The organism is uncultured Aliiroseovarius sp., assembly GCF_947492455.1.
Lineage (GTDB): Bacteria > Pseudomonadota > Alphaproteobacteria > Rhodobacterales > Rhodobacteraceae > Aliiroseovarius.
The window spans coordinates 41,748-66,675 of record NZ_CANLNB010000002.1; the positions used below are offsets into that span (position 1 = coordinate 41,748).

21 protein-coding genes are annotated in these 24,928 nt (G+C 59.7%); 11 read left to right on the forward strand and 10 right to left on the reverse strand.

Annotation, left to right across the window (positions count from 1 at the left end):
- Nucleotides 1-128: 128 nt before the first annotated feature.
- Genes Q0677_RS03600 through Q0677_RS03615 form a run of 4 tightly spaced genes read right to left on the reverse strand, consistent with a single transcriptional unit; the run spans nucleotide 129 to nucleotide 4,374 of the window.
- The gene (locus Q0677_RS03600) at nucleotides 129-1,289 is read right to left on the reverse strand and encodes an acyl-CoA dehydrogenase family protein (RefSeq protein ID WP_298905909.1); all 1,161 of its coding nucleotides are present in this window, start codon (nucleotides 1,287-1,289) and stop codon (nucleotides 129-131) included.
- The gene (locus tag Q0677_RS03605) at nucleotides 1,289-2,689 is read right to left on the reverse strand and encodes a carnitine 3-dehydrogenase (protein ID WP_298905911.1); all 1,401 of its coding nucleotides are present in this window, start codon (nucleotides 2,687-2,689) and stop codon (nucleotides 1,289-1,291) included. Before Q0677_RS03605 ends, Q0677_RS03600 begins: the two co-directional genes overlap by 1 nt.
- The gene (locus Q0677_RS03610; RefSeq protein WP_133488816.1) at nucleotides 2,690-3,466 is read right to left on the reverse strand and encodes an SDR family oxidoreductase; all 777 of its coding nucleotides are present in this window, start codon (nucleotides 3,464-3,466) and stop codon (nucleotides 2,690-2,692) included.
- Nucleotides 3,463-4,374 (reverse strand): 3-keto-5-aminohexanoate cleavage protein, encoded by a 912-nt coding sequence (locus tag Q0677_RS03615; RefSeq protein ID WP_133488814.1) that lies wholly within the window; start codon nucleotides 4,372-4,374, stop codon nucleotides 3,463-3,465. Before Q0677_RS03615 ends, Q0677_RS03610 begins: the two co-directional genes overlap by 4 nt.
- Before the next feature lie 82 nt (nucleotides 4,375-4,456).
- Between Q0677_RS03615 and Q0677_RS03620 the strand changes: the two genes are divergently transcribed.
- Nucleotides 4,457-5,431, forward strand: a complete 975-nt coding sequence (locus tag Q0677_RS03620; protein WP_298905921.1) for a helix-turn-helix domain-containing protein — start codon at nucleotides 4,457-4,459, stop codon at nucleotides 5,429-5,431.
- Here the strand turns inward: Q0677_RS03620 and Q0677_RS03625 are convergent.
- The gene (locus Q0677_RS03625; protein WP_298905924.1) at nucleotides 5,406-6,062 is read right to left on the reverse strand and encodes an NnrU family protein; all 657 of its coding nucleotides are present in this window, start codon (nucleotides 6,060-6,062) and stop codon (nucleotides 5,406-5,408) included. The two genes, Q0677_RS03620 and Q0677_RS03625, sit on opposite strands and share 26 nt — an antisense overlap.
- Nucleotides 6,063-6,106: 44 nt before the next feature.
- Nucleotides 6,107-7,069, reverse strand: a complete 963-nt coding sequence (locus tag Q0677_RS03630) for a glucokinase (protein WP_298905927.1) — start codon at nucleotides 7,067-7,069, stop codon at nucleotides 6,107-6,109.
- A 417-nt stretch (nucleotides 7,070-7,486) separates the two neighbouring features.
- Here Q0677_RS03630 and Q0677_RS03635 point away from each other — a divergent pair, with 417 nt between their 5' ends.
- The 6 genes from Q0677_RS03635 (at nucleotide 7,487) to Q0677_RS03660 (ending at nucleotide 14,332) form a co-directional block, all read left to right on the forward strand.
- Complete coding sequence (locus tag Q0677_RS03635; protein ID WP_298905930.1) at nucleotides 7,487-8,836, forward strand: ABC transporter substrate-binding protein; 1,350 nt, start codon at nucleotides 7,487-7,489, stop codon at nucleotides 8,834-8,836.
- A gap of 92 nt (nucleotides 8,837-8,928) precedes the next feature.
- Nucleotides 8,929-9,924, forward strand: coding sequence for a carbohydrate ABC transporter permease (locus tag Q0677_RS03640; RefSeq protein ID WP_133488800.1), 996 nt, complete (start codon nucleotides 8,929-8,931; stop codon nucleotides 9,922-9,924).
- Nucleotides 9,921-11,063: a carbohydrate ABC transporter permease gene (locus Q0677_RS03645; protein ID WP_298907473.1), complete on the forward strand. Its 1,143-nt coding sequence runs from the start codon at nucleotides 9,921-9,923 to the stop codon at nucleotides 11,061-11,063. Before Q0677_RS03640 ends, Q0677_RS03645 begins: the two co-directional genes overlap by 4 nt.
- A 2-nt stretch (nucleotides 11,064-11,065) precedes the next feature.
- Nucleotides 11,066-12,175: an ATP-binding cassette domain-containing protein gene (locus tag Q0677_RS03650; protein WP_298905939.1), complete on the forward strand. Its 1,110-nt coding sequence runs from the start codon at nucleotides 11,066-11,068 to the stop codon at nucleotides 12,173-12,175.
- Between the two features lie 74 nt (nucleotides 12,176-12,249).
- Nucleotides 12,250-13,377, forward strand: coding sequence for a peptide chain release factor 2 (gene prfB / locus Q0677_RS03655; RefSeq protein ID WP_298905941.1), 1,128 nt, complete (start codon nucleotides 12,250-12,252; stop codon nucleotides 13,375-13,377).
- Between the two features lie 166 nt (nucleotides 13,378-13,543).
- Entirely contained in the window at nucleotides 13,544-14,332 is a 789-nt protein-coding gene (locus Q0677_RS03660; protein ID WP_298905944.1) for a DUF2189 domain-containing protein, read from the forward strand.
- Nucleotides 14,333-14,409: 77 nt separating this feature from the next.
- On the opposite strand, the gene Q0677_RS03665 is transcribed toward Q0677_RS03660, so the two are convergent.
- The 4 genes from Q0677_RS03665 to bcp all read right to left on the reverse strand — a co-directional run bounded on the left by Q0677_RS03665 (nucleotide 14,410) and on the right by bcp (nucleotide 17,870).
- Nucleotides 14,410-14,937 (reverse strand): polymer-forming cytoskeletal protein, encoded by a 528-nt coding sequence (locus tag Q0677_RS03665; protein ID WP_282064684.1) that lies wholly within the window; start codon nucleotides 14,935-14,937, stop codon nucleotides 14,410-14,412.
- Nucleotides 14,927-16,246, reverse strand: a complete 1,320-nt coding sequence (locus Q0677_RS03670) for a M23 family metallopeptidase (RefSeq protein WP_298907474.1) — start codon at nucleotides 16,244-16,246, stop codon at nucleotides 14,927-14,929. The genes Q0677_RS03665 and Q0677_RS03670 overlap by 11 nt, the downstream gene beginning before the upstream one ends.
- Before the next feature lie 269 nt (nucleotides 16,247-16,515).
- Nucleotides 16,516-17,388 (reverse strand): ferritin-like domain-containing protein, encoded by an 873-nt coding sequence (locus tag Q0677_RS03675; protein WP_298905948.1) that lies wholly within the window; start codon nucleotides 17,386-17,388, stop codon nucleotides 16,516-16,518.
- A gap of 2 nt (nucleotides 17,389-17,390) precedes the next feature.
- Nucleotides 17,391-17,870: a thioredoxin-dependent thiol peroxidase gene (bcp, locus tag Q0677_RS03680; RefSeq protein WP_298905951.1), complete on the reverse strand. Its 480-nt coding sequence runs from the start codon at nucleotides 17,868-17,870 to the stop codon at nucleotides 17,391-17,393.
- 195 nt (nucleotides 17,871-18,065) lie between these two features.
- On the opposite strand from bcp, the gene Q0677_RS03685 reads away from it, so the two are divergent.
- The 4 genes from Q0677_RS03685 (at nucleotide 18,066) to Q0677_RS03700 (ending at nucleotide 24,859) form a co-directional block, all read left to right on the forward strand.
- Nucleotides 18,066-21,767 (forward strand): AsmA-like C-terminal region-containing protein, encoded by a 3,702-nt coding sequence (locus Q0677_RS03685; RefSeq protein ID WP_298905956.1) that lies wholly within the window; start codon nucleotides 18,066-18,068, stop codon nucleotides 21,765-21,767.
- A 36-nt stretch (nucleotides 21,768-21,803) separates the two neighbouring features.
- On the forward strand, nucleotides 21,804-22,865 hold the full coding sequence (gene queA / locus Q0677_RS03690) for a tRNA preQ1(34) S-adenosylmethionine ribosyltransferase-isomerase QueA (RefSeq protein ID WP_298905958.1): 1,062 nt from the start codon (nucleotides 21,804-21,806) through the stop codon (nucleotides 22,863-22,865).
- A gap of 92 nt (nucleotides 22,866-22,957) precedes the next feature.
- On the forward strand, nucleotides 22,958-24,217 hold the full coding sequence (locus Q0677_RS03695) for an MFS transporter (RefSeq protein ID WP_298905961.1): 1,260 nt from the start codon (nucleotides 22,958-22,960) through the stop codon (nucleotides 24,215-24,217).
- A 57-nt stretch (nucleotides 24,218-24,274) separates the two neighbouring features.
- Nucleotides 24,275-24,859, forward strand: a complete 585-nt coding sequence (locus tag Q0677_RS03700) for a DUF924 family protein (protein WP_298905963.1) — start codon at nucleotides 24,275-24,277, stop codon at nucleotides 24,857-24,859.
- Nucleotides 24,860-24,928: the final 69 nt, after the last annotated feature.

Here is a 24,928-nt window from a genome sequence, read left to right on the forward strand (position 1 = left end):
TGCGGTACAGGCGGGGACGCCGATGACCGCGCCAGGAGAAGCACAGGATGCTTCATTGTGCAGGAGAGCTGTTGTGGCTCTCCTGTTCTTCTTCTGGCCCTAAATATCCTCGCCGAAGGCATTAAATCTTAGGCTCCAAGCGGCCGAAACAGGTCACGGCTGATGATGTGGCGCTGGATCTCTGAGGTGCCATCCCAGATCCGTTCTACGCGGGCATCGCGCCAGAAGCGTTCGATGGGGAAGTCGTCCATTAGACCCATACCGCCGAACACTTGCAGGCTGGCGTCGGTCACGCGGGCGAGCATTTCCGAGGCATAGAGCTTGGCCGAGGCAATCTCGCGGTTGGCGGGCAGGTTCTGGTCCAGCCGCCACGCGCCCGACAGGGTCAGCCATTCGGCCGCGTCGATTTCCGTGATCATGTCGGCGATCTGGAAGCTGACGCCCTGAAACTTGGCGATGGGCTGGCCGAATTGCTTGCGGTCAGCGGCGTATTCTACAGCCAGATCGAAGCAGCGGCGCGCACGCCCCACACAGAAGGCGGCGACGGTCAGGCGGGTTGCATAGAGCCATTCGTTCATGACCGCAAAGCCACCATCGACCCCGCCCAAAACCTGTGCGTCGGGCAGGCGACAATTGTCGAAATCCAGCACATAGTTCTTGTAGCCCCGATGGCTGACGGACTTGTAGCCCTCGCGTACTTCAAAGCCCGGCGTGCCCCGATCGACGAGGAAACATGTGATGCGTTTCTTTGGTCCCTTGGGGGTGTCGTCTACGCCTGTGGCGATGAAAACAATAAAGAAATCAGCATGTTCAGCGCCAGATATAAAGTGTTTTGATCCGTTCAGAACCCAGTCACCGCCATCCCGTACAGCATTGGCTTTCATGCCCCGCACATCCGATCCTGCATCCGGTTCGGTCATGGCGAGTGCATCCATCTTTTCGCCCCGTACAGCAGGCAGCAGATAGCGTTCGCGCTGCTCGCCCTCACACGCCATCAGAATGTTCTGGGGCCGCCCGAAGAAATGGGTCAGTGCCATAGAGCCACGGCCCAGCTCGCGCTCGACCAGCGTGAAATCGAGGTGGGACAGGCCCGCGCCGCCGACCTCTTCCGGGAAGTTGCAGGCGTAGAAGCCCAGATCGATGCACTTCTGCTTGATTTCCATGCCCAGCTCATGCGGCACCTGACCGGTGCGCTCGACCTCGGCCTCATGCGGGTAGATCTCGTTTTCCACAAACGACCGCACGGTCGAGACGATCATTTCCTGTTCGTCGGACAATCCGAAATGCATCACGCGTCTCCTTTGGCGTGCAGTTTGGCCAGGGCCTCGACCCGTGCTTCAACAGCGGGGGCAGGCGGGCAGGATTTGCGGGTGTTCAGGTCCACATGCAGCAGGAACTGGTCGCAGGTGGCCAGCGTCCCACCGTCCGAGGCGCGTTTCATTTCGTGCCAAAGACGCAACTTCTTGCCTTCGCCCAGCGTGATGGTGCTGTCGACATAGAAGGCATCGCCCGCGTGGCATTCATCCAGATATTTGATGGTGGTTTCGGCAGTGAAATAGCTGAGACCGCCCGCGATATAGTCTGCATCCGCACCCACATGGATCATCACGCGGTCTGCGGCATCGGAAAACACCTGCCCATAGCGGCTTTCATTCATGTGGCCGTTATAGTCGGTCCAGTCGATGGGGACGTCACGCGACATGGTGCGCAGGGGGGCATCGTCGGACATCTCGGGGAACAGCGCCGCTTCGTGGGTGCGGATAACTTTGCCCGCGCCGGACCCTTGCCCGCGTGCCTTCAAGGCCCGCATCATCGAGACGAGGTTGTCATCCCGCAGGCGCTCCAGCTCGCGGATCGAGAGGTGGCCGGATTGCGCGTCAGACTGGCCTGCGATCAGGTCGACAAGTTCTTCGGTGAACTCTGGCACGTCCATCAGCTTGGTCCAGGGCCAGCTGAGGCAAGGGCCGAATTGCGCCATGAAATGCTTCATGCCGGCTTCGCCACCTGCGATGCGGTATGTTTCAAACAGCCCCATCTGCGCCCAGCGAAGGCCAAAGCCCATGCGGATCGCCTCGTCGATTTCCTCGGTCGTGGCGACGCCGTCCTTTACCAGCCACAGGCTTTCGCGCCAGACGGCTTCCAGCAGGCGGTCCGCGATATGGGCGTCGATTTCTTTGCGGACGGTCAATGGGAACATGCCAATCCCGCGCAGAACATCGGCCGCGCGGGCGCAGGTGTCTGCGTCGCCGACCAGCTCGATCAGCGGCAGAAGGTAGACCGGGTTGAACGGGTGGGCCACAACGGCGCGCGCGCCTTTCTCATTCAATTCCGAGGGCTTAAAGCCCGATGTTGACGAGCCGATGATAGCAGTGTCTGGGGCAAGTTCGGTCAGGCTCGCATGCACCTTGTGCTTCAGATCCAGCCGTTCCGGCACACTTTCTTGCACCCAGTTGGCACCCGCGACAGCCTCGGCCAGATCGCTGTGATAGGTGAGCGTGCCCTCGGTTGGCAGCGCCGTGTCGTAGAGACCGGGCAAAGACCTCCGCGCATTCGCCAGAACCTCGCCGATTTTGCGTTCAGCCTCGGGATCGGGGTCAAAAACCGCCACATCCCATCCGTTCAAAAGGAAGCGTGCGGCCCATCCGCCGCCAATCACGCCACCGCCAATAATCGCTGCTTTCATTGTCATCTACCCAACTAAGCTTTCTGTATGCCCGTCCACGGCCAAGGCCTGACCCGAGACTTTGCTGCTGGCGTCCGAGGCCAGGAACAAAGCTGTATCGGCCAGATCATCTGCCGTAACCCATGTTTTCATTGCCACGCCCGTGACGTAGCGCTCGCGCAGCTCATCCGGGTCCAGTCCATGCGCTTCAGCTTCGCGCGTGATCACCCGTTCCATGCGCGGGCCTTCGACAGCGCCTGGGCAGAGTGCGTTCACGCGGATGCCGTAGGGGCCGAGTTCCGACGCCAGCGTTTTCATCAACCCAATCACGCCCCATTTGGCCGTCGCGTAGGGCGAGCGCATTGGATAACCCCAGAGCCCTGCGGTAGAAGAGGTTAGAAGCATGCTGCCACTACCTTGGTTCTTCATGTGACGCGCTGCCCAGCCACAGGCCAGAAAGGCACCGTCCAGATTGGCTGAAAGGCAGGCCCGCCAATCGTCCAGCGAAAGGTCTTCGATCGCACCTGCGGGGCCACCCGTGCCAGCATTGGCGCACAGCATATCGACACCACCCCAATCGCGGTCGAGCGTGTCAAACAGCACTTTCATCTCGTCCGGCTGGGTCACATTGGCCGCAACAGCGATGGCGCCCGGCAGGGCATTTGCTGTTTCGTCCAGGGCCTTTTCGTCCATGTCACAGATCGCGACATTGGCCCCCGCGGAATGAAAGCGGCGGGCGAAACAAGCGCCAATTCCGCTGCCACCTGCCGTGATCAGGACGCGTTTGCCCTCAAGCCCGTTCATACAGGGGCTCGTTTTGTGAGGCCAAGTTTCTTGCGCACCTCGTCGGGACCGATGATGCGCGCGCCCATGCCCTCGACCACGCCGCGGGCGCGTTCGACCAGTTGGGCGTTGGTGGCCAAAACGCCTTTGTCCAGCCACAGGTTGTCCTCAAGTCCGACGCGCACGTTGCCGCCTGCCAGAACAGCGGCCGCCGCATAGGCCATCTGGTTGCGCCCCAGCGAAAATGCCGAGAAGGTCCAATCGTCTGGCACGTTGTTCACCATCGCCATGAAGGTGTTCAGGTCATCCGGTGCGCCCCACGGAACGCCCATGCAGAGCTGCACAAGGGCGTTGGGCTCCAAGATGCCTTCCTTCACCAGTTCCTTGGCGAACCAAAGATGGCCGGTGTCGAAGGCTTCGATTTCCGGCTTCACGCCCAGATCGGTCATCATCTGGCCCATGGCGCGCAGCATGCCGGGGGTGTTGGTCATCACGTAATCCGCTTCTGCGAAGTTCATCGTGCCGCAATCCAAGGTGCAGATCTCGGGCAGGCATTCGGCCACATGGGCCACGCGTTCTTCGGCGCCAACCATGTCGGTGGCCGCGGCGTTCACGGGGAAGGGCGCATCAGAGGAACCAAAAACGATGTCCCCCCCCATGCCCGCGGTGAGGTTCAGGACCACGTCGACGTCTGCGTCGCGAATGCGGTCCGTGACCTCCCGATACAATTTCAGATCGCGCGAAGGGGTGCCGGTTTCGGGGTCGCGCACGTGGCAGTGGACAACGGCGGCGCCCGCTTTTGCCGCCTCGATCGCGCTGTCCGCGATCTCTTTCGGGCTGCGCGGCACATGGGGTGAACGATCTTGGGTCGAGCCCGAGCCGGTCACGGCGCAGGTGATGAAAACGTCTCGGTTCATGGCAAGCGGCATCTTGGTCCCTCCTGATGCGGAATTTCACCTGTTCATCACAGGGGGAATTGACGGATATATCTGTGCGGAATTAGATATAAATATGCAGATTTGGTCAAAATCCGACTCCAGAACGCGTGAAATTGCGTTTCTTTTGTTCGACAGGTTCTCGAACCTCGCGCTGGCAAACCTGTTGGAGCCGTTACGGGCAACCAACACGTTGTTGGGGCGCGAGGCGTATCGCTGGCGCATTGTCACACCGGATGACGACGTGGCACATACCTCAAGCGGGTTGCCGATCATGCCCACCGCGCGGCTGGCGGACATTGACAAGGGGGACGTGGTTTATGCCGTGGCCAGTTATGACCATGTTCGCCACGCAACTGCGCAAACACGCAAGGTTCTACGCGGCTTGGCGGGGCGATTCTCATCTGTGGCAGGGGTGGATGCCGGGTGCTGGTTGTTAGGGGCAGCAGGGCTGCTGGATGGGTATCGTGCAACCATTCACTTTGATCTGCAGGACGCCTTTGCCGAACAGTTCACCGACATCGAAGTCGAGCGGGCGCGATGGTTGCAGGATCGTGACCGGATCACCTGCAGCGGGGGGATGGCGGCGTATGAGCTAACTTGCGAATTGATCGGGCAGGATCACGGTGCTGCAATTTTGCTAGAGATCAACCAGATGTTCATGTCCGAGAACGCCACCGCGCCGCAGATTGTCGCGCGAGCGCGTTCGGATCGCCGTGTGGACACATGCTTGCGTGCAATGGAAGCCAATATAGAGGTCCCGCTGACCATTCCTGCATTGGCGCGACTGTCGGGCTGTCGGCAGCGAGATCTCGAGGCACGTTTCGAACGCCACTTCGGGGCATCACCCCGCAAGGTCTATCGTCGCCTGCGTCTGAACGCGGCGCGGCGGATGTTGGAAGCGGGTGGATTGTCGGTTGCGGAAGTGTCGCTTCGATCAGGGTACGCGGATGCCAGCGCCTTTGCCCGGGCGTTCCGGCAAGAGTTCGGATTGACGCCATTAGGGGTTGCACGGGGTGAACTGGTCAGGGCAGGGGTGTCACGCCGATGATCGCGCTGTGGACGTGCAAAAGCAAAAGATAGATGACGATGCCAATGCAGAGGCGTATCAGACCGGATCCTGTGATTGTGACGTCTCGCTGCGTGTTTGCAAGATGCTGCCAGGTCTCGATGCCCAGAAGTCTTTGATTCCGTTTGTCGATAATCCGGTTTCCAAGGAAAGAAAAGCTGGCAAATAGGCCGAAAAGTATCACATGTGCCAGGTTCCCATTGGGGATCAGGTGACCCAACGCCCAAAGTAACAGGGCGACCAACAGCGGGTGGCGTGTCCACCCGACGATTCCGGCGGCGTGCGGGTTAAATGTGTGGTTGTTGCGGCCTCCGAAAGACAGCGGGTTAGGGCGTGCGATGGCAAGTGCCGCGATAGTGACAGACACAGCCATCGCCAGAAGCGTCACGTGGTTCTGCCACGGCGCCCAAGGCCACAGCTCGACAATCGGGGCGCGATTTGCCGCGTAGATCACGAAGCTGAGCGCCCCGATGGACAGCGCTGAATAGCTCAGCGTGAAGCCACGCGCGCCCAGATGCGCGACGACCCTCGCCTTGTTCGCGGGCCGTACGGGGATCGAATGTGTCAGGAAAAACACAAGGATTGCAATGATGTAGATGGTCCAACCCAGCATGAATGGCTCCGAGAACAATCAGGTCAACCGCGACTTGCCTTGCGCTAGCGCGTGGTGCGGAACTCTTCAAGGAAACTGGCACATCCCGTCAATGCGGCATAGTCGTCTGTGACAAGGCGGATTGGAAACTGGTCCAGAAACGGACCAAACCGGCCCTTGTCATACCACGCTGCCTCGAAACCCGTTTGATCCAACCACGGTGTAATCGCCCGAGACATCCCGCCCACCAGATAGATCCCGCCAAAGGGCAGGGTGGTCAGGGCCAGATCGCCCAGAACGGTGCCAAGGATGCAGCTGAACAGGTTGATCGCCTCTTTCGCCTGGTCGTCACCCGCCTCGGCGTCGGCAAAAACCTGTGCGGATTTTGCGCCGACCGGTTGGCCCGCGCGATGGCAGATCCAATCATGGCAATGTCCAAGCCCGCGCCCGGACAGCGCGTCTTCGATTGCGGCGTGACTGAAACGGCTGCGCAGATACTCGGAAAAGGCAAGCTGATCAGCCGTGCTGACAGGCAGTGTGGCATGGCCGCTTTCAGCTGGCGGTACAAGCCGCCCATCTGGTGTGTGATAGGCCACGGCCGAGTTGAACCCGGTGCCGATACCGACCACAAGACGCGCGGCCTCGGCGCTGGCGGTCTGTCCCGTTCGGATGACCTCGACATTGGTTGGGTCCAGCGCCCCAGTCGCATGGGCCTGCGCTTGCAGATCGTTCAGTACATGCGCATCCGGTGCGCCGGTCGCCTGCGTCAGAGACGCACAATTAATCGACCAGTCCAGATTGGTCAGGCGCCCGTCGCCATCGCGCACAGGCCCGGCGATGGCGACGGCGGCTTGCTCGACCATCACCGAGTCCTGACTGTCCCGGTAAGCGGACAGGATGTCTGTTAGGCTGTTATGGTCTGCATTGGCGAATTTGCGAATGCTGTCCGGCAGAACCTGCCCATCGCGCGCGATGGCAACGCGGGTGTTGGTGCCGCCGACATCCGCGACGATCGAGTGGTGGGGCATTAGCTGTTCAAAGCCTCCATGTTAGCGCAAACGATGCCTTCGGATACCGGTTTAATGACGTTCAGTCCACATGTATCAGGCCAAATCTTGGTGCTTATCCCATCGCCCACTCGTAAATGTCCAAAAGAGATCAGGTGAAATAGCCCTTTCAGGCGCACCTTGCGACATAGCGTTCTCGACCTATTCCAAGTGTGCAGCCAAAAAGGCGACGCGGCCTGGATCGGACCGCGTGTCGCCTGCCAGAGGGCTTCTTGAGCGTCTGCTGCGCAGTTTGACGTAGAACGTATTGACGAAAAACCCCTATAGATAGAGTGTGGGGGTGCGTTTATCGGAATAGGCGAGGGGCTGCCCGGTTTAGGACACCCTCTCTGTTCAGGTTTTCAGCTCTTAAGTTCGAAGAAGTCTCGGGGGAACATTGTGAAGAAGGTTTTGTACGCAAGCGCTGGCGTGCTGGCTTTGGCGGGCACTGGATTGGTCTATGGCTGGCTGACCTCTGAAACGAGGAACGAGGGGGAGGAATGGGCACGCCATGAGGCATCGGGGGGCGAAGATCTGTCACACGAGACGATTACCGTGCTTGGCCCTTGGCTTGGCCCGGACAAAGCTCAGTTTGAAGCTGTGATTCATCATTTCGAAGCCGCCACTGGTGCCGATGTGCAATATTCCGGATCGGACAGTTTCGAGCAGCAAATCGTGATCGACACTGAGGCTGGCAGCGCGCCCAACATCGCGGCGTTCCCGCAACCGGGGCTTGCCGCGGATCTGGCCGCGAAGGGCTATTTGTCAGCATTGCCAGACGGCACGGCGGATTGGGTGCGTGACAACTATGCGGCCGGTCAAAGCTGGGTGGATCTGGGCACCTATGCCGGGAAAGACGGCAATCCCGCCCATTATGGATTCTTCTACAAAATCGATCTGAAGTCTCTGGTGTGGTACGTGCCCGAAAACTTCGAGGATGCGGGCTATGACGTGCCGCAATCGATGGAAGAGCTGAAGGCGCTGACCGATCAGATCGTGGACGATGGCGGTGTGCCATGGTGTATCGGTCTGGGGTCTGGCGGGGCGACTGGCTGGCCTGCGACGGATTGGGTCGAGGACATGATGCTGCGCACCCAAACGCCTGCGGATTATGACGCGTGGGTCGCCAATGATCTGAAATTCGACGATCCCAAAGTGGTCGCCGCAATCGAAGAGTTCGGCGCGTTTGCCCGTAATGATGCCTATGTCTCGGGCGGGGCGGGGGCGGTGGCCACCACCGACTTCCGCGACAGCCCGCAAGGTATGTTCGCCTCGCCACCGCAGTGCTACATGCACCGTCAGGCTAGCTTCATCCCCAGCTTCTTTCCGGAAGGCACCAAGATTGGTGTGGACGCGGACTTCTTCTATTTCCCCGCTTACGAGGGCAAAGATCTTGGAAAACCTGTCTTAGGTGCGGGCACTGTCTGGGCCATCACGGCGGACAGTAAGGGCGCGCAGGCCTTCATGGAATTCCTGAAATCCCCCATCGCGCACGAAATCTGGATGGCGCAGACCGGGTTCCTGACCCCCCATAAAGGTGTGAACACCGATGTCTATAAGGACCCAACCGTCGCCAAGATGAACGACATCCTGCTGAACGCAGACACGTTCCGCTTTGACGGGTCAGATCTGATGCCGGGTGCGGTTGGAGCAGGCGTCTTCTGGACCGGGATGGTGGACTATGCGGGTGGCAAGGACGCGGCAGAAGTTGCGGCCTCGATCCAGTCCACTTGGAACTCGATCAAGTAATCTGGACCTAAGCAACTCACCCCCGGCGGCAAGGTCGCCGGGGCGTATCATCCACACCGAAGGGCCAGCGTTTCGGTTGGAAAGGGGGAGACATGCAACAAGCACTCTTCGCGCTGTCGACGATCATCATCGGTGTATTTGGCTGCGTCGCCTATTTCTACTTCTCAAATCTTCTCCTTGACCGGATGTGTCCGGCAAAAGGACCCAATGCCGGGCGCAACATCAACCGGGCGAATGCCATCCGCCCTTGGCTGTTCGTGTTCCCAGCGCTTGCCATCCTGTCGATCTACCTGCTGTATCCGGTGTTCTCGACGGCCTATTTGTCACTGCATGACAGTGGAGGAGACTTCATCGGTGTCGGCAACTACACATGGCTGGCTCAGGACGAAAAGTTTCGCGAGAGCCTTGTGAACAACCTGATGTGGTTGCTTGTCGTTCCCGCGGCCTCGACCTTCTTCGGACTGGTGGCGGCCGGACTGACGGACCGCATCAAATGGGGGCAGCTTGCGCAAAGCCTTGTCTTCATGCCGATGGCCATCAGCTTTGTCGGTGCGGCGGTGATCTGGAAGTTCATCTATGACTATCGCGGCGACAATCAGGGCGAGCAGATCGGTCTTCTGAACGCGCTGGTTCAGGCGTTCGGCGGCGATCCACAAGCATGGATCACGCTGCCGTTTTGGAACAACTTCTTTCTGATGGCGATCCTGATCTGGATCCAGACGGGCTTTGCCATGGTGATCCTGTCCGCCGCCCTGAAGGGCATCAGCGAAGAAACGATCGAGGCCGCCTATCTGGACGGCGCAAGCCCGCTTCAGGTCTTTTTCAAGATCAAAATCCCACAGATCTGGGGCACCATCGCGGTGGTGTGGACGACGATCACCGTGACCGTCCTGAAGGTTTTCGACATCGTCTTCGCGATGACCAACGGCCAATGGGGCACACAGGTTCTGGCCAATCTCATGTATGACTGGATGTTCCGCGGGTCGCCTGATTTCGGGCGCGGCTCGGCCATCGTGGTGGTAATCATGCTGTTGGTCACGCCGGTCATGGTCTGGAACATCTACAATGCACATAAGGAGTCACGCTGATGGATATGGCAGGAGGTAAATCCCGCCTGACATGGGCGGTCAACCTATTCGCAGCCCTGCTGGTGCTGCTGTGGATCATCCCGACGGTCGGGCTTTTGATCAGCTCGTTTCGGGATCGGGACGCGATCTCGACTTCGGGCTGGTGGACGGCTTTGTCTGCGTCGGAAAAGAACGTGATTGAACGCGCCTTGGCACCGGATCAGGCCAAGCCCGAGGGCGATCTGTGGGTACTAGAAGGGCATGTGCTTGAAGGGCAGGGCGTGACCGTCACGGCCTTCGGCATCACCTCGAAAGAGCCCGTGGCCTTTACCCCCGGAGACACCGCCACCCATGCGCGTGGGCACAAGATCACCGTGCGGGCGGACGGGCGCTATCGCATTGAATACGCAGAAGAACCCAGTGAAAGCCGCGGGCAACGTCTGTTCGTGCGGGCCGAGACGCCTCCGGGCTTTACCTTGGACAACTACCGCGAGGTGCTGTTCGCCGAGGGTATGGGGCGCTCGCTTCTGAACACGCTGACTGTGACCATCCCCGCCACGATCATTCCAGTGCTCGTCGCCGCCTTCGCTGCCTACGCGCTGGCGTGGATGGAGATGCCGGGCCGTGCGCTTCTGGTTGCCGCCGTGGTGGGCTTGCTGGTCGTGCCGCTTCAGGTCGCCTTCATCCCGCTTCTGAAATTGCATATCGGGATTGGGCTGGGCAAAGGCTATCTGGGGATATGGCTTGCGCATACCGGGTTCGGATTACCTTTGGCGGTCTTCCTGTTGCGCAACTATATGGTCGGCCTTCCCGGCGAGATTATCGAAAGCGCTCGTGTCGACGGCGCCACCGATTTCCAGATCTTCCGCCGCATCATCCTGCCGCTGTCCTTCCCGGCGCTGGCCTCCTTCGCGATCTTCCAGTTCCTGTGGGTCTGGAACGACCTGCTGGTCGCCAAAGTGTTCCTTGGCACTGGCGAAGATCAGGTCGTTATGACCGGACGCATCGTGGACCTTCTTGGCTCGCGTGGCGGAGACTGGGAGATCTTGGCGGCCTCGGCCTTTGTCTCGATCGCCGTGCCGATCTTGGTTTTTTTCTCGCTTCAACGCTATCTCGTGCGCGGGGTGTTGGCGGGATCTGTGAAGGGGGCGGCAGTGTAGCTATGGCACATCTGACACTTTCTGGTCTGACAAGATCTTTTGGTTCGGAGGTTATCCTGAACGACATTGATCTGGATATCCAGACTGGCGAGCTGATCGTCTTCGTTGGACCTTCTGGCTGTGGGAAGTCTACGCTTCTGCGCATGATCGCGGGGCTCGAGAAGATCACAGATGGCACGTTGGAGATTGATGGGCAGGTGATGAACGACATACCCCCCAGCCAGCGCGGCATTGCGATGGTGTTCCAGTCCTACGCGCTCTATCCGCATATGACGGTGCGCGACAACATGGCGTTCGCTCTGAACATCGCCAAGAAACCGAAAGCCGAAATTGACGCCGCCGTGGACCGTGCCGCCAAGGCTTTGCAGTTGGAGCCCTATCTGGATCGTCTGCCGAATGCCTTGTCCGGCGGGCAACGGCAGCGGGTGGCGATTGGGCGGGCGATCGTGCGCAACCCAAAGGTCTATCTGTTTGACGAACCGCTCTCGAACCTCGACGCCGCGCTTCGCGTCGCGACCCGGATCGAGATCGCGCAGTTGAAAGAGGCAATGCCCGAGAGCACCATGATCTATGTGACCCATGATCAGATCGAAGCGATGACGTTGGCTGATCGCATCGTGGTTCTGGCCAACAAGGGGATCGCGCAGGTCGGCAGCCCTCTGGAACTGTATGAACGCCCCCGGACCGAGTTCGTGGCGCAGTTCATAGGCTCGCCCGCGATGAACCTTCTGCCGGGCAAGATCACCGCGACCGGTCCCAAAACCGAGGTTACACTGGATGCAGGTGGCGTCGCGGTGACCGAGATTGCAACCACGGACACCGACATGGGCCGCGCGGTCAATCTGGGCATCCGCCCCGAGGACTTCGTAATCGCCGACGGCGACGCGATCTTTGAAGGCGAGGTCGAGATTTTGGAAGCACTGGGCGAAGTGTCGCTGCTCTATCTTCCTGCAAACATGTCGGTGGGCGAGGGCGCGGTCAGCGCCAACCAGACCCATCTGATTGCAAAACTGCCCGGCATCCATGACGGGTTGAAAGGCCAATCTGTGTGCCTGACGGCAGATCCGGCGAAGCTTCAGATCTTTGCGGACGGGATCACCATGCGCCGCTAAGCCCCATCCGCGCTTGCCCATCCGCGCCCCTGTTGATATTGCGAGGGACGAGATTTCGGACAGGGAACGAACCCATGCGGGCAGAGGCTCAGAACAACGTTGATGCAATCGAGAAATCGCTGGCGCTTTTGCGGCAGCGGATCGGTTGGGACACGGCTGAACATCGGTTGGAGGAATTCAACGCGATGACTGAAGACCCGGACCTGTGGAACGATCCCGACCGGGCGCAGAAACTGATGCGCGAGCGTCAGGCGCTGCTGGACAGTGTGAACAGCTATAAATCCATGGCGCAGGACCTTCAGGACAATATCGACCTGATCGAACTTGGCGAGATGGAAGAGGATGACGAGGTTGTCGCGGATGCAGAATCCTCGCTGAAGGCTTTGGTCAAGAAAGCCGCCGCCGCCGAGTTGGAAGCGCTTCTGGACGGCGAGGCTGACAGCAATGACACCTTCCTTGAAATCAACTCGGGCGCGGGCGGCACGGAAAGCTGTGACTGGGCCTCGATGCTGGCACGGATGTATGTTCGCTGGGCCGAAAAGCATGGTTATAAGGTCGAGCTGCAGTCGGAAAGCGCGGGCGAAGAGGCGGGGATTAAATCCGCCGCCTACAAGATTTCGGGGCACAATGCCTATGGTTGGCTGAAGTCGGAAAGCGGTGTGCACCGTCTGGTGCGGATTTCGCCTTACGACTCGGCGGCCAAACGGCATACGTCCTTTAGTTCGGTCTGGGTGTATCCCGTGGTCGACGACAACATCGAGATCGAGGTGAACCCCTCGGACATTCGCATCGATACCTATCGTTCATCCGGCGCGGGTGGTCAGCACGTGAACACGACGGACTCGGCCGTGCGGATTACCCACCTTCCGACGGGGATCGTCACGACCAGCTCGGAAAAATCGCAGCACCAGAACCGCGACATCGCCATGAAAGCGCTGAAATCGCGCCTCTATCAGATGGAGCTGGATCGCCGGAACGCCGCGATCAACGAAGCGCATGAAAACAAAGGCGACGCGGGCTGGGGCAACCAGATCCGCTCGTACGTGCTGCAGCCCTATCAGATGGTGAAAGACCTGCGCACGGGGCACGAGACGTCGGATACCAAGGGTGTGCTGGACGGCGATCTGGACGCATTCATGGCGTCGGTTCTGGCACAAGACGTGGCCGGCAAATCGCGCTCCGAGGCGAACGCCGACGACTAAGCCCACACTGAGAGACAGAATTAGCCCCGGTCAGGACCTCTGGCCGGGGAATTGTTTTTTTAGGGCGGAAAAGATTAACGCATTCAGAAACTTGACGGATGCCAATTCACCCGCAACACTCGATCTGCGCGCGAAAACAAAAATAAGACACGTGCAGGGAGGAAAAATGTCTGACGCAACCACTTTGGAGGCCTCGTCGCCGCCAAGTATTCAATCCATTTCCATTTCGGATGTGCTGTCAGCCTTCAAATCAGGACTTCAGGATTTTAAAGCCGCACCAGCCTTCGGGCTGTTTTTCGCACTGTTTTTCGTGCTGGGTGGCATTGTTCTGCTTCTTGAGTTCAAGGTGATGGATCAGAGTTATTGGATTATTCCAGTCGCCTTTGGCTTTCCGTTTCTTGCGCCCTTTCTGGCCGTCGGCCTGTACGAGGTCAGCCGCCGTCTGGAAACCGGCGCGCCGCTCGACTGGGCGCAAATTCTGGGCGTGGTGTTCAATCAGAAAGACCGGCAGTTCCCGTCGATCGCGATGGTGCTGATCATGGGCTTTCTGTTCTGGATCTTCGTGGCGCATATCGTGTTCATGCTGTTCATGGGGCTACAGCCCATGACAAATATCACGTCGAACTGGCAGGATGCGCTGTTGAACACCAACGGGATCACCATGCTGGCTGTGGGCACCGTCGTTGGCGGCATCATGGCGTTTGTGGCCTTTGCCCTGACCGTGAGCAGCCTGCCGATGCTCTTGGATCGCGAGATGGATTTCATCTCGGCCATGATCTATTCGTTCCAATCCGTGGTGCAGAATTTTGTGCCGATGGTGTTTTGGGGGGCTTTGGTCACGGTGTTGATGGTATTGGCGATGGTGCCGCTGTTCTTTGGCCTGTTCATCGTGCTGCCCGTATTGGGGCACGCAACTTGGCATTTGTACAAGAAGGTCATGGCCTTCGAGGACTAACACAACACAGCCCTAGAATAGCAAAGGCCGCCCATCGGGCGGCCTTTGTTTTTTGAACAGTCCGGGTGTTCCCAGGCTTAGGCTTTTTCAGCGGCTGCCGCCGGGGCAGGGGCTGCGGCAGGTTGAACCTTCTTCGCACCACCCGACAGCGGATCGTCCTGACGCTGTACCGAGCCTTCAAAATGCGCACCGCTTTCGATGGCGATGGTTTTGTGAATGATGTCACCCTCGACGCGTGCAGTGGCGGTCAGGCGGACTTTCAAGCCCCGCAGGCGGCCAACGATTCGGCCATTGATCACAACGTCATCGCCAACCACTTCGCCGCGTACGGTGGCGCCTTCGCCAACGGTCAGCTGGTGGGCGCGGATGTCACCTTCCACGGTGCCTTCGACAATGATGTCGCCGGTCGACTTGATGTCGCCCTTGATGACGATGTCAGACGACAGGGTCGATGCGGGCGGCTTGGCTTTCGGGGTCGAAGACGGCACGGGCGGTGTCGATGCCTTGGGCGGGATCGCCGGTTTCTCGGCGGTGGGTGCCGCTGCTTTGGTATCCTTGTCGCCAGCCTTGGGGCCGGGCTCGTTGATCTTGCTTTTAGAAAACATCGCGTGCTGCCTTGATATAGATCATGGGGTTGATCGGACGTCCGCCCACGCGCACTTCATAGTGAAGATGCGGCCCGGTCGAGCGTCCGCTGTTTCCAATATCACCAATTCGATCCCCGCGCGAGACCCTTTGTCCTTTCTGCACATTCATGCGCGACAAATGGGCGTAACGGGTTTCAACGCCGAACTCGTGTTGGATCTTGATAAGCCGGCCATAGCCCGAAGACCAACCAGCGTGAATGACGACCCCATCCGCCGGTGCATAGACCGGGGTGCCGATGGGGGCGGCAAAATCTGTGCCATTGTGCATGCGTCCCCAGCGGGCGCCAAAGCCCGAGGTGAAACGGAAGTTTGATTTCACAGGCATGCCAAAAGGCATCTTCTGGGCCGCGATGCGATAGATGTTCATGCGATCCAGTTCACCCAAAATGCGGTTGGCGCGTTCGGTGTCAGGATCGGGTGCCCCGCCGCTGGTCGACAGGATCAACGGGGTCAGCGGGCCGCCCTGACCGGAATAGCCTCGGCGGATCTGGCCCAGAATGCTGTCGACGGGCATGCCGGACTTAGCAAGCATTTTGTCCAGCGGCTCAAGCGAGATCGACACGGCGTCTTCCAACTGGCGGAAGATCTGGTCGTTAAGCTCTTCTTTCAGGCGCGCCTCGTACATCATATCTTGGGCGAATTTCTCGGCCTCGGCGGCGCTGGCGGCAACCTTATCGCGCTCGGCGGCGGTGCGGGCCAGTTCTTCAGTCATGAAGGTCAGCGTGGCGTTGCTGGCGATGGCGGTCGCGCCCGGGGCGGCATTGTCGGCGTTTTCACGTGCCTCCGCGAGCACTTGTTCCAAGCTGCCCTTCGCCTGATCACGTTCGCCGATGGTGCGGCGCAGGGTCGACTGAATGACGCCGATCCCAGTTTCCAATTCGCGGCGGCGCTCTTCGGACGCCAGAAGCTCGCTTTGCATTTCCGAGATCTGCGACAGCGCCAGATTGAAGCGTTCTTGCGCCGCAATCGCTTCCGAGGTGCGGGCGTCGCGTTCTTCGGACAGGGTTTGCACGCGCTGTTCGTAAAGCTGTTTGTCCCGCTGCGCTTGGTCGCGCAGGTTGCCCGACCCAATCGAATCCATCAGCAAAACGGCGGTGGCGATGATCGACCAGGCAAAGAAGGCGGCAGACCCGGTCCAGCCAAGCGCCTGCGTCAGCGGCGTCAGTCGGATGAATCGCGTGCCATCTTCCGATCGCAGGAACAGGCGCTGCTCGGGAAAAACCCGCTCGAGCAGATGATTGGTCTTGGCGATCAGATGGTTATGCAATGCGCAAACCCCAGTGTCTTCCCTACGTCCCTTGTCTGCGGCGAATGAGTGCTCTTTCCGGCGCACCGTCAGACCCGAGGTGCTTAGCGTGGAGCCTTCAATCACGCAAGAAAATTTGGGAAATTCATCGGCTTGTCGCGCGGAAACGGGCAATTTTCTGCCGATTTTATGAAAACAGGGCAGGTCTCATACGGTCAGGAAATCCTACCCTGTCTGTTTTGGTGCCGAAAAGGGCGGAATTGCTCTACTTAGGCGGGAGGTTTTGCGGTCTAGCGCGGGGTGCCACGCTGGCGGTTCGGCGTTTCCTCGGCCAGTGGCCAATAGAAGTCTGGTGGTAGGCCAGCTTCTGCCCGTTTCTCTTCATTGAAAGGCGGTTTCAGCGCCCCGTGGAAATAGGTACGCACCAACTCGTGGAACGTCTCTTTCGGGTCCAGTTCGTGTCGCCCGCAAAGGAAATGAAACCATTTCGAGCCATAGGCCACATGCCCGACCTCTTCGGCATAGATGACCTCAAGGGCGGCGACCGTATCGTCCAACCCGGCCTTCTTGAAAATGTCGATCATACCGGGTGTCACATCCAACCCGCGCGCTTCCAGCACCATGGGAACCACCGCCAAGCGACCCAGAATGTCTGTGGCCGTATCCTCGGCTGCCTTCCACATGCCCGCATGGGCGGCCAGTGCGCCATAGTGGCTGTCCAGCGCTTCAAGGCAATCGCTTACCAAGTTGAAATGCTTGGCTTCTTCGTCAGCGGCTTTCACCCAGTCATCATAGAACCCCAAGGGCATCGGAGTATCAGTAAACCGCGCGATGATGTCCCAATGCAGGTCGACGGCATTCAGTTCGATATGCGCGACGGCATGCAGCAGCGCGATCTGACCTTGGCGCGATCCGGGGCGGCGGCGGGGCACGTCGCGGGGGTCTTTCAGCTCGGGCTTGTCGGGGCGGGCCGGGAAGTCCGGCGGCGTCGCGTCACCAATGACCGAAGCCCGATCCTGCAAGGGTGAGGTGATCTGCCCAGCCTCCCGCGCCGCGAACCATTCCGCCGCATAGCGTCGCGCCAAAGCGGTCTTTTCACGGCCATCGGCGGTGCGCAGCACCTCGTCCGCCATCTGCGCCAAGGGTTTGGAAAGATCTGTCATGCCTAGCCTACCAGTTCGCGGGCGGCGTCCAGAACGGCCCCAGCGTGCTCTTTCACCTTCACCTTTTCCCACACCTGCGCAATGCGGCCATCGGCGCCGATCAGGAAGGTGGTGCGGGTGATGCCCATATAAGTGCGGCCATAGTTCTTCTTCTCGCCCCATGTGCCATAGCGTTCGCAGACGTCGCCCTCGGCATCGGACAAAAGCGGAATGCCAAGCGCGTGTTTGGTGCGGAAGTTCTCGTGTTTTTTCAAGCTGTCTTTCGAGATCCCTATGACATGTGCGCCAAGCGCCTGAAACTCGGGCAGAAGGGCGGTGAAATCCAGCGCCTCGGTGGTGCAGCCGGGGGTGTTGTCCTTGGGATAGAAGAACAGAACAACAGGCGCACCCGCGAGGTCAGACAGGGAAATGGGCGCTCCGCCATCCTGCGGAAGCGTGAAATCCGGCGCGATGTCGCCAATTGCGGGCATGGTCTGGGTCATGTTTCTAGCGTTCCTTCCATTGAGCCGTTAGAGCCTTAACAGGTTCTGCGCCAGCACGAGGTGTTTTGCGGTATTGCACCGGTCGAAGCGAGAGAAATCGGGTACTTACCCCTATTCAAGCCTTTCGCCGCCGCGTTGTTTTGGGCAGAATGATGGAAAATACAGGGGGCTGCAAGAGCCGGTCCGACAGGCAAAATGACCAGTGAAAAAACGCCAGAAGATGACCTGACTGGCGTACCCCCGGAAGGTGGTGCGCCAAAGGCGGCGTCACGTGGGTCTGATACGCCCGAGGATCTGTCGGTTGAGCAGGCCGAGGCTGCGGTGCTGGCCGCCAGCGCGCGCAGGTTGCCGCTGCGTGGGTTGATTGAGCAGGCATTGTTGCACGTGCGGCGGCCGCTCGGAGCCAGAAACCTTGCCAAACCTGCGCCCAAAGAGCCTGCCGTTGCGAGGAAAACGCCCCAAGACCTACAGCCTTCGAAGAGCGATGCGCCAAAGGCGGCGCCGCTTGATGTCGTCCCGTCCCGTGAGCCCCCCGGGGAAAGCGCGGCGGCGCAGGTCTCAGCCCCGTCCGCATCGGACCGCACGTCATCGCGTAAACTCAAACGCCGTATGGGCGTTTGGACAATCTTGATGTTCGTGGCCGTGGCCCTGTTCTTGGTGCTGGTGTCCATGTCGGCCACGGGCCGGGTCATTGCGATGCCGGATTGGGTGGCGCGGACAGTGGAGGAGCGGTTGAACGACCAATCCGATGCGGTGACTCTGTCGCTTGCGCGGATCGAGTTGGGGGTTTCCGGAAACGGTCGGCCCCGGTTGCGTTTGGTGGATCTGGGCGTGCGCGACAAAACTGGGTTGGAGATCGGTCGTCTGAACGCGGTCGAGGGCTCGGTTTTTGTCCTGCCCGTGCTGTCAGGCCGATTGGAGCCCGCAACGCTTGAGCTATCCGGGGCGCAAATCACCGTGCGGCGACAAGCTGATGGTGCATTTGCACTTAGTTTCGGGCAGGGGGTTGGGGCAAGCGGTGACTTCGCAAGCGTTCTTGACCGTATTGACCAGGTCTTTGCTGGCGGCGCCTTGTCTCATACCGACGAGATCCGCGCCGATGCCCTGACCATCACACTGGAGGATGCACGCACCGGACGGATCTGGCAGGTGACGGACGGGGCTTTGGTCATCACGCAGGATGCCGATTACGTCAGCATGTCGGTGTCTTTTGATGTCTTTAACCAAACCGAAACGCTGGCCGAGACCGTGCTAGAGTTTCGCAGCGCCAAAAACTCGTCTGCTGCCGAATTCACGGCGCGGTTCAAGAACGCGCTGTCGGCAGATATCGCCGCGCAAACGCCGCTTTTGACGTTTCTTGGGATCGTGGATGCGCCAATCTCGGGCGAGTTGTTGACGGTGGTCGACGACGAGGGGGCGGTCTCGGATCTGGCGGGATTTTTGGAGTTTGGCGCGGGCGCGATTTCCCCGAATGGCGGGGCCAAACCCGCCCGATTTAACGGTGGCCGGGTGTATATCGACTATGACCCCGAACGGGAGCGCATGGATTTCTCGGAAATGTCGCTGTCGTCGGATTGGGTGCAGGCCAGCGCCGAGGGGCACGCCTATCTGCGTGGGTGGGCCGGGGGCTGGCCGACCGAGATGATCGGGCAAATCCAACTGTCCGAGGCGAAAGTGAATCCCTCTGAATTGTTTGAAGACACGGTCCTTTTGGGGCATGGGGGGGCAGATTTCCGGCTGCGTTTGGATCCGTTTGAGGTGGATATCGGGCAGGCCTATGTCACCCATGAAGATCGCCATATCGCGGGTTCAGGGCGGATCGCGGTCGATGGTGGAGCGTGGTCCTTGGGTTTTGACAGCCGGGCCGAGAAGGTGACCCCGGATCAGGTGGTCGCCTTGTGGCCCGAGGCGCGCAGTGCGCGTGTCAGGACATGGATCCGCGACAATGTCTCGGGCGGGCAGTTCCATGATGTCGCCATTGCGTGGCGCAAACGAGGCGACGCGCCCGCGCACCTGAACCTCTCGGCGTCCTATCAGGATATGATGATCCGGGCGGTGAAAGACATGCAGCCCATCGAGAGCGCGGATGGGCGTCTGGTGATCGAGGGTCGCCGCCTGTCCGTTGTGGCGGATCGGGGTGTTGTCCACCCGCGCAGGCCAGATGGGCGTATTGCTGGGGTTCTGGATGTTAGCGGGACGACGTTTGTCATTCCGAAGATGGGTAAACCGCGCCCGGCAGATGCGGATCCCAACCTTCCCGTGCGCCCCGTGCCGGCCGAGGTCGATCTGTCCGTCTCGGGACCCGTGACGGCGGCGCTTCACCTTTTGAATTCGAAGCCGTTCCAAGTGTTTCGAACAAGCGATGGCAAGATGGGGCCGGAGATGGCCACGGGACGTGCGACGATCCGTGGACGAGTTGACGTTCAGATGCAGCCCAAGGCGCCCCGTAGTGCCATTAAGTATGATCTGAGCGCTGATCTTCGAGATGTCGAAAGTGCCAAGATCATTCCGGGCCACGCGCTGAAACTGCCCAACGCGACGATGCGCTTTGATGGGGCCGGGCTTAGCCTTAAAGGGCAGGGTACCCTGTCTGGGCTGCCGGTCTCGGGCCTTTGGAAGCTGCCATTCGAAGCTGGTAAAGCAACGGGCCCCTCGACCGTTACGGGGCGTTTCCCTTTGAACACCCAGATGCTTGAGGTCTTCAAGGTCGGCCTGCCCGAAGGCACAGTTCGCGGCGAAGGACGTGGCGACTATAAGATTGTTTTGAACACGGATGCTCCGCCCCGGTTGACGCTTGAGGGCGATTTAAACGGCGTGGGATTGTCCATTCCGTCTTTGGGATGGTCCAAGTCCAAAGATGCAGATGGGCAGATCACTCTGACGGCGGATCTGGGCACGGCACCGCAAATTGATCAGTTGGCGCTTACGGCTCCGGGGCTTTCTGCAGCGGGGCGGATCAACCTGCATCCAGACGGTGGATTTGACACGGCCGTCTTTGACCGAGTCAAGCTGGGCGGATGGCTGGATGCCCAAGTAACGCTGACCGGGCGTGGCGAAGGGGTGCCGGTTGCCGTGACCGTCAATGGCGGCACGATTGATCTGCGCGGTGCTTCGGTCGGGGCGAACCGCGGCCAAACGGCGTCGCAGGGGCAAACGCCGATCGACCTTAGGCTGGACCGGCTGATCATATCTGAGGGAATTGTATTGACCCCGTTCGAGGCGGTTCTGACCAGCGGCGCGACCGGCTTGTCAGGACAGTTCGAAGGGCGCGTTTCGGGAAAGCCGGTCATTCAAGGCGTCGCTGCGCCTCAACCGAACGGCACCGCGTTTCGAATTAACGCACGAGATGCCGGTGCGGTCATGCGCGAGGCGGGGCTATTCAAATCCGCCAGAGGCGGAGATATGGAGTTGATCCTGACCCCTGCGGGCGGGAAGGGTGTGTATGAAGGCAGCCTGAAGATCACCAATAATCTTGACGTCCACAACGCGCCAGCAATGGCCGAGCTTCTTTCCGCGATCTCGGTCATAGGGTTGTTGCAGCAGCTGGGCGGGCAGGGCATACCCTTCACCGATGTGGATGCGCGGTTCCGACTGGATCCTGAAAAGGTCACGATTTATGAAAGTTCGGCCTCGGGGCATTCGATGGGGATCTCGATGGACGGATACTATTATCTCGGGACCGAGCAGCTGCGCATGCAGGGGGTGATTTCTCCGTTCTATGTCGTGAACTCGGCGGGCCAGCTTTTTGCGCGCAAGGGGGAAGGGCTGATCGGATTTAACTATCAATTGGGTGGAACTGCATCTGCGCCAGATGTTTCGGTTAATCCATTGTCGGTGTTCACGCCGGGATTCTTCCGCGATATTTTCCGCCGTGACCCGCCGCCGCGTCCCGAATGATTGACCTTTGTTCGGATCAGACCTATGTGCGCGGCCATGAAACTGAGTGATTTTGACTTCGACCTGCCTGAAGAGTTGATCGCGACACGCCCCGTGCGGCCGCGCACCGCGAGCCGTCTGTTGGTGGCGACACCGGACAGACTGACCGACGCCCATGTGGGTGATCTGACCGATTGGCTGCGTCCAGGGGATCGGCTGGTTCTGAATGATACCAAGGTGATCCCCGGGCGTCTGTTCGGCACGCGTACCCGTCCGGGGCAAGCGCCCGGCGAAGGTGTTGCCAATATCGAAGTCACGCTTCTGTCGCCGGATGGGCAGGGGCAGTGGCACGCGATGGCCAAACCGCTGCGCAAGCTGAAAGAGGGCGACGTGATCGCGTTCTCGGACGCGCTGAGCGCCGAGTTCCTCGGACGCGACGACGATCAGGCTGTACTGCGTTTCAATCTAGAAGGTGACGCGTTTGACGAGGCAATTGCCGAGGCGGGCAAGATGCCCTTGCCGCCTTATATCGCCGCGAAACGCGCGGCGGACGAGCAAGATAATGAAGACTATCAGACGGTCTTTGCCCGCAACACCGGCGCGGTCGCTGCACCCACGGCGTCGCTGCATTTCGATGAGGATTTGCTGGCAGAAATCGAAGCGACGGGTGTCGATCTGACCCACGTCACACTACATGTCGGAGCAGGCACCTTCCTGCCCGTGAAGGTCGATGACGTCTCGAAACACAAGATGCATGCCGAATGGGGCGAGGTCAGTCAGACCGCGGCGGATCAGATCAACGCGACCCTCGCCGCAGGTGGTCGTGTGATCCCTGTGGGTACCACCGCGTTGCGCCTGATTGAAAGCGCAGCGGTGGCGAAGGGGCAGATCGCGCCTTGGACCGGCGAAACCGATATCTTCATCACGCCGGGCTTCGAATTCTCAATTGCCGCCGGGCTGATGACCAATTTCCACCTGCCGAAATCAACGCTGATGATGCTGGTCTCAGCGATGATGGGGACCGAGCGGATGCGCGATGTGTATGCCCATGCGATCGCTGAAAAGTACCGCTTCTTTTCTTACGGCGACAGCTCGCTTCTGCTGCCCAAGGGGGCGTAGAGGCCGGAACGCGACCCCGTAAGGTCGCGAAAAAGCGTTTTCCGGACAGCGCCTTCGGCTACACTGAACCTCTTAGATTTGCGGAGGGTCGCATGCTTCAGGTTCTGGCAAGCTCTTGGGCGCTGTTGTTGGGCGTCATGCTTTTGATGGTTGGCAACGGTGTGCAGGGCACGCTGTTGGGTATTCGTGGTGGGCTTGAAGGCTTTTCAACCTTCGAGCTGTCGCTTGTCATGTCCGGCTATTTTGCGGGCTTCCTGTTCGGATCGCGCATGGCGCCGACCATGATCCGACGTGTTGGCCATGTTCGGGTCTTTGCGGCACTTGGGTCCTTCATCTCGGCCGTTCTGATCCTGTACCCGGCAATGAACGATCCGATTGCCTGGACGCTTCTGCGCGTCGTGGTCGGGTTCTGCTTCTCGGGCGTGTATGTCACTGCCGAAAGCTGGCTGAACAACGCTGCTGACAACGCGAACCGCGGCAAAGCCCTGTCGCTTTATATGTTTGTGCAGATGGTCGGGATTATTGCGGCACAGGGCCTGTTGGTACTTGGGGATCCGCAGGATTTCATCCTGTTCATCATCCCCTCGGTGCTGGTGTCGATCGCTTTTGCGCCGATTCTTTTGTCTGTGAACCCGACCCCTGCCTTTGAAACCACCAAAGGTCTGAGCCTGCGCGAACTCTATACGATTTCCCCGCTGGGCTGCGTTGGCTTTTTCCTGCTTGGCGGCGTGTTCTCGGCGCAGTTCGGCATGGCCTCGGTCTTTGGACAACAAGCAGGGCTGAGTGTCGCGCAGATCTCGGGCTTTGTGTCGACCTTCTATATTGGAGGGCTGGTGCTGCAGTATCCGATTGGCTGGATCTCGGATCGGATGGATCGCCGTTTCCTGATCCTCATCGTCACGGCGGTGGCCGCCGGGGCAGGGTTCCTACCGGTGTTTTTGTCGTCAAACTATACCGTACTTCTGGCTGCGGCTTTCCTGATGGGCGGTATGACCAACCCGCTGTATGCATTGCTACTGGCCTATGTGAACGACTTCCTCGAACCTGATGACATGCCCGCCGCCTCGGCCGGTCTGATCTTCATCAACGGGATTGGGGCCATTGCAGGTCCGATCATCTCGGGCTGGGTGATGGGCGTGGTTGGTCCAAGCGGTTTCTGGTCCTACATGGCTGTCTTGCTTCTGGCACTTCTGGCCTATGGCCTGTGGCGCTCGACCCAGCGGTCGGCACCTGCGCCGGAAGATACCGGTGCATTTGTGACCATGGCGCCTGCTGCCTCCCCCGTGGCAGTCGACATGGCGCAGGAGTTCTGGGCCGAAGAGGCAGAAGCAAGCGACGAAGACGAGAGCTGATCGCAGGGCTTGCAGAGTTCACCCGGCCCGTTAGGGTTATCGGTACGGGAGGACTGCATGGCAACTGCACAGAACATCATTCGTTTCTGGGTCGACGATACCGGGCCCGAGGGCTGGTATAACGGCACGGAAGAACTGGATAACGCCATCCGCGACAGATTCCTGCCCAGTTGGGAGGCTGCGCGCACCGGTGCGCTGGACCACTGGCAAGACACGGCTGAGGGCGCGTTGGGCTTTCTGATCCTGACCGACCAGTTCCCGCGGAATATGTTTCGCGGCGATGCGCGGTCCTTTGCGACGGACACAGCAGCGCTGGCTTGTGCCGAACGCGCAATCGACAACGGGCTGGATTTGCAGATCGATCTGCCCACGCGGCAATTCTTCTATATGCCCTTCATGCATAGCGAAGAGATGGCGATGCAGGACCGTTGCATCGAATTGATGCAAGACCGCATGTCTGATCCGCGCGGGGCAGGGGATACGCTTCACGCCCGCGTCCATCGCGAGATCATCCGCCGTTTTGGCCGTTTTCCCTATCGAAATCAGGCGCTTGGGCGCGACAGCAGTGCGGATGAGGAGGCATTTATCCACGATGGCGGTTATGGTCACATCCTGCACGAGCTGCAAGGCGACGAAGAATAAAAGCGGATTTTCCGGTTTTCGCTGAGCGAATAGCAGGGTTTCGCTGAGGTAATTGATCCGTTGAACAAA

What these genes read in the sequence shown, in the direction of transcription:
- Q0677_RS03600 (WP_298905909.1), bottom strand. Translation starts at nt 1,289, where the DNA reads ATGCATTTCGGATTGTCCGACGAACAGGAAATGATCGTCTCGACCGTG.
- Q0677_RS03605 (WP_298905911.1), bottom strand. Translation starts at nt 2,689, where the DNA reads ATGACAATGAAAGCAGCGATTATTGGCGGTGGCGTGATTGGCGGCGGA.
- Q0677_RS03610 (WP_133488816.1), bottom strand. Translation starts at nt 3,466, where the DNA reads ATGAACGGGCTTGAGGGCAAACGCGTCCTGATCACGGCAGGTGGCAGC.
- Q0677_RS03615 (WP_133488814.1), bottom strand. Translation starts at nt 4,374, where the DNA reads ATGCCGCTTGCCATGAACCGAGACGTTTTCATCACCTGCGCCGTGACC.
- Q0677_RS03620 (WP_298905921.1), top strand. Translation starts at nt 4,457, where the DNA reads ATGCAGATTTGGTCAAAATCCGACTCCAGAACGCGTGAAATTGCGTTT.
- Q0677_RS03625 (WP_298905924.1), bottom strand. Translation starts at nt 6,062, where the DNA reads ATGCTGGGTTGGACCATCTACATCATTGCAATCCTTGTGTTTTTCCTG.
- Q0677_RS03630 (WP_298905927.1), bottom strand. Translation starts at nt 7,069, where the DNA reads ATGCCCCACCACTCGATCGTCGCGGATGTCGGCGGCACCAACACCCGC.
- Q0677_RS03640 (WP_133488800.1), top strand. Translation starts at nt 8,929, where the DNA reads ATGCAACAAGCACTCTTCGCGCTGTCGACGATCATCATCGGTGTATTT.
- Q0677_RS03650 (WP_298905939.1), top strand. Translation starts at nt 11,066, where the DNA reads ATGGCACATCTGACACTTTCTGGTCTGACAAGATCTTTTGGTTCGGAG.
- prfB (WP_298905941.1), top strand. Translation starts at nt 12,250, where the DNA reads ATGCGGGCAGAGGCTCAGAACAACGTTGATGCAATCGAGAAATCGCTG.
- Q0677_RS03660 (WP_298905944.1), top strand. Translation starts at nt 13,544, where the DNA reads ATGTCTGACGCAACCACTTTGGAGGCCTCGTCGCCGCCAAGTATTCAA.
- Q0677_RS03665 (WP_282064684.1), bottom strand. Translation starts at nt 14,937, where the DNA reads ATGTTTTCTAAAAGCAAGATCAACGAGCCCGGCCCCAAGGCTGGCGAC.
- Q0677_RS03675 (WP_298905948.1), bottom strand. Translation starts at nt 17,388, where the DNA reads ATGACAGATCTTTCCAAACCCTTGGCGCAGATGGCGGACGAGGTGCTG.
- bcp (WP_298905951.1), bottom strand. Translation starts at nt 17,870, where the DNA reads ATGACCCAGACCATGCCCGCAATTGGCGACATCGCGCCGGATTTCACG.
- Q0677_RS03685 (WP_298905956.1), top strand. Translation starts at nt 18,066, where the DNA reads ATGACCAGTGAAAAAACGCCAGAAGATGACCTGACTGGCGTACCCCCG.
- queA (WP_298905958.1), top strand. Translation starts at nt 21,804, where the DNA reads ATGAAACTGAGTGATTTTGACTTCGACCTGCCTGAAGAGTTGATCGCG.
- Q0677_RS03695 (WP_298905961.1), top strand. Translation starts at nt 22,958, where the DNA reads ATGCTTCAGGTTCTGGCAAGCTCTTGGGCGCTGTTGTTGGGCGTCATG.
- Q0677_RS03700 (WP_298905963.1), top strand. Translation starts at nt 24,275, where the DNA reads ATGGCAACTGCACAGAACATCATTCGTTTCTGGGTCGACGATACCGGG.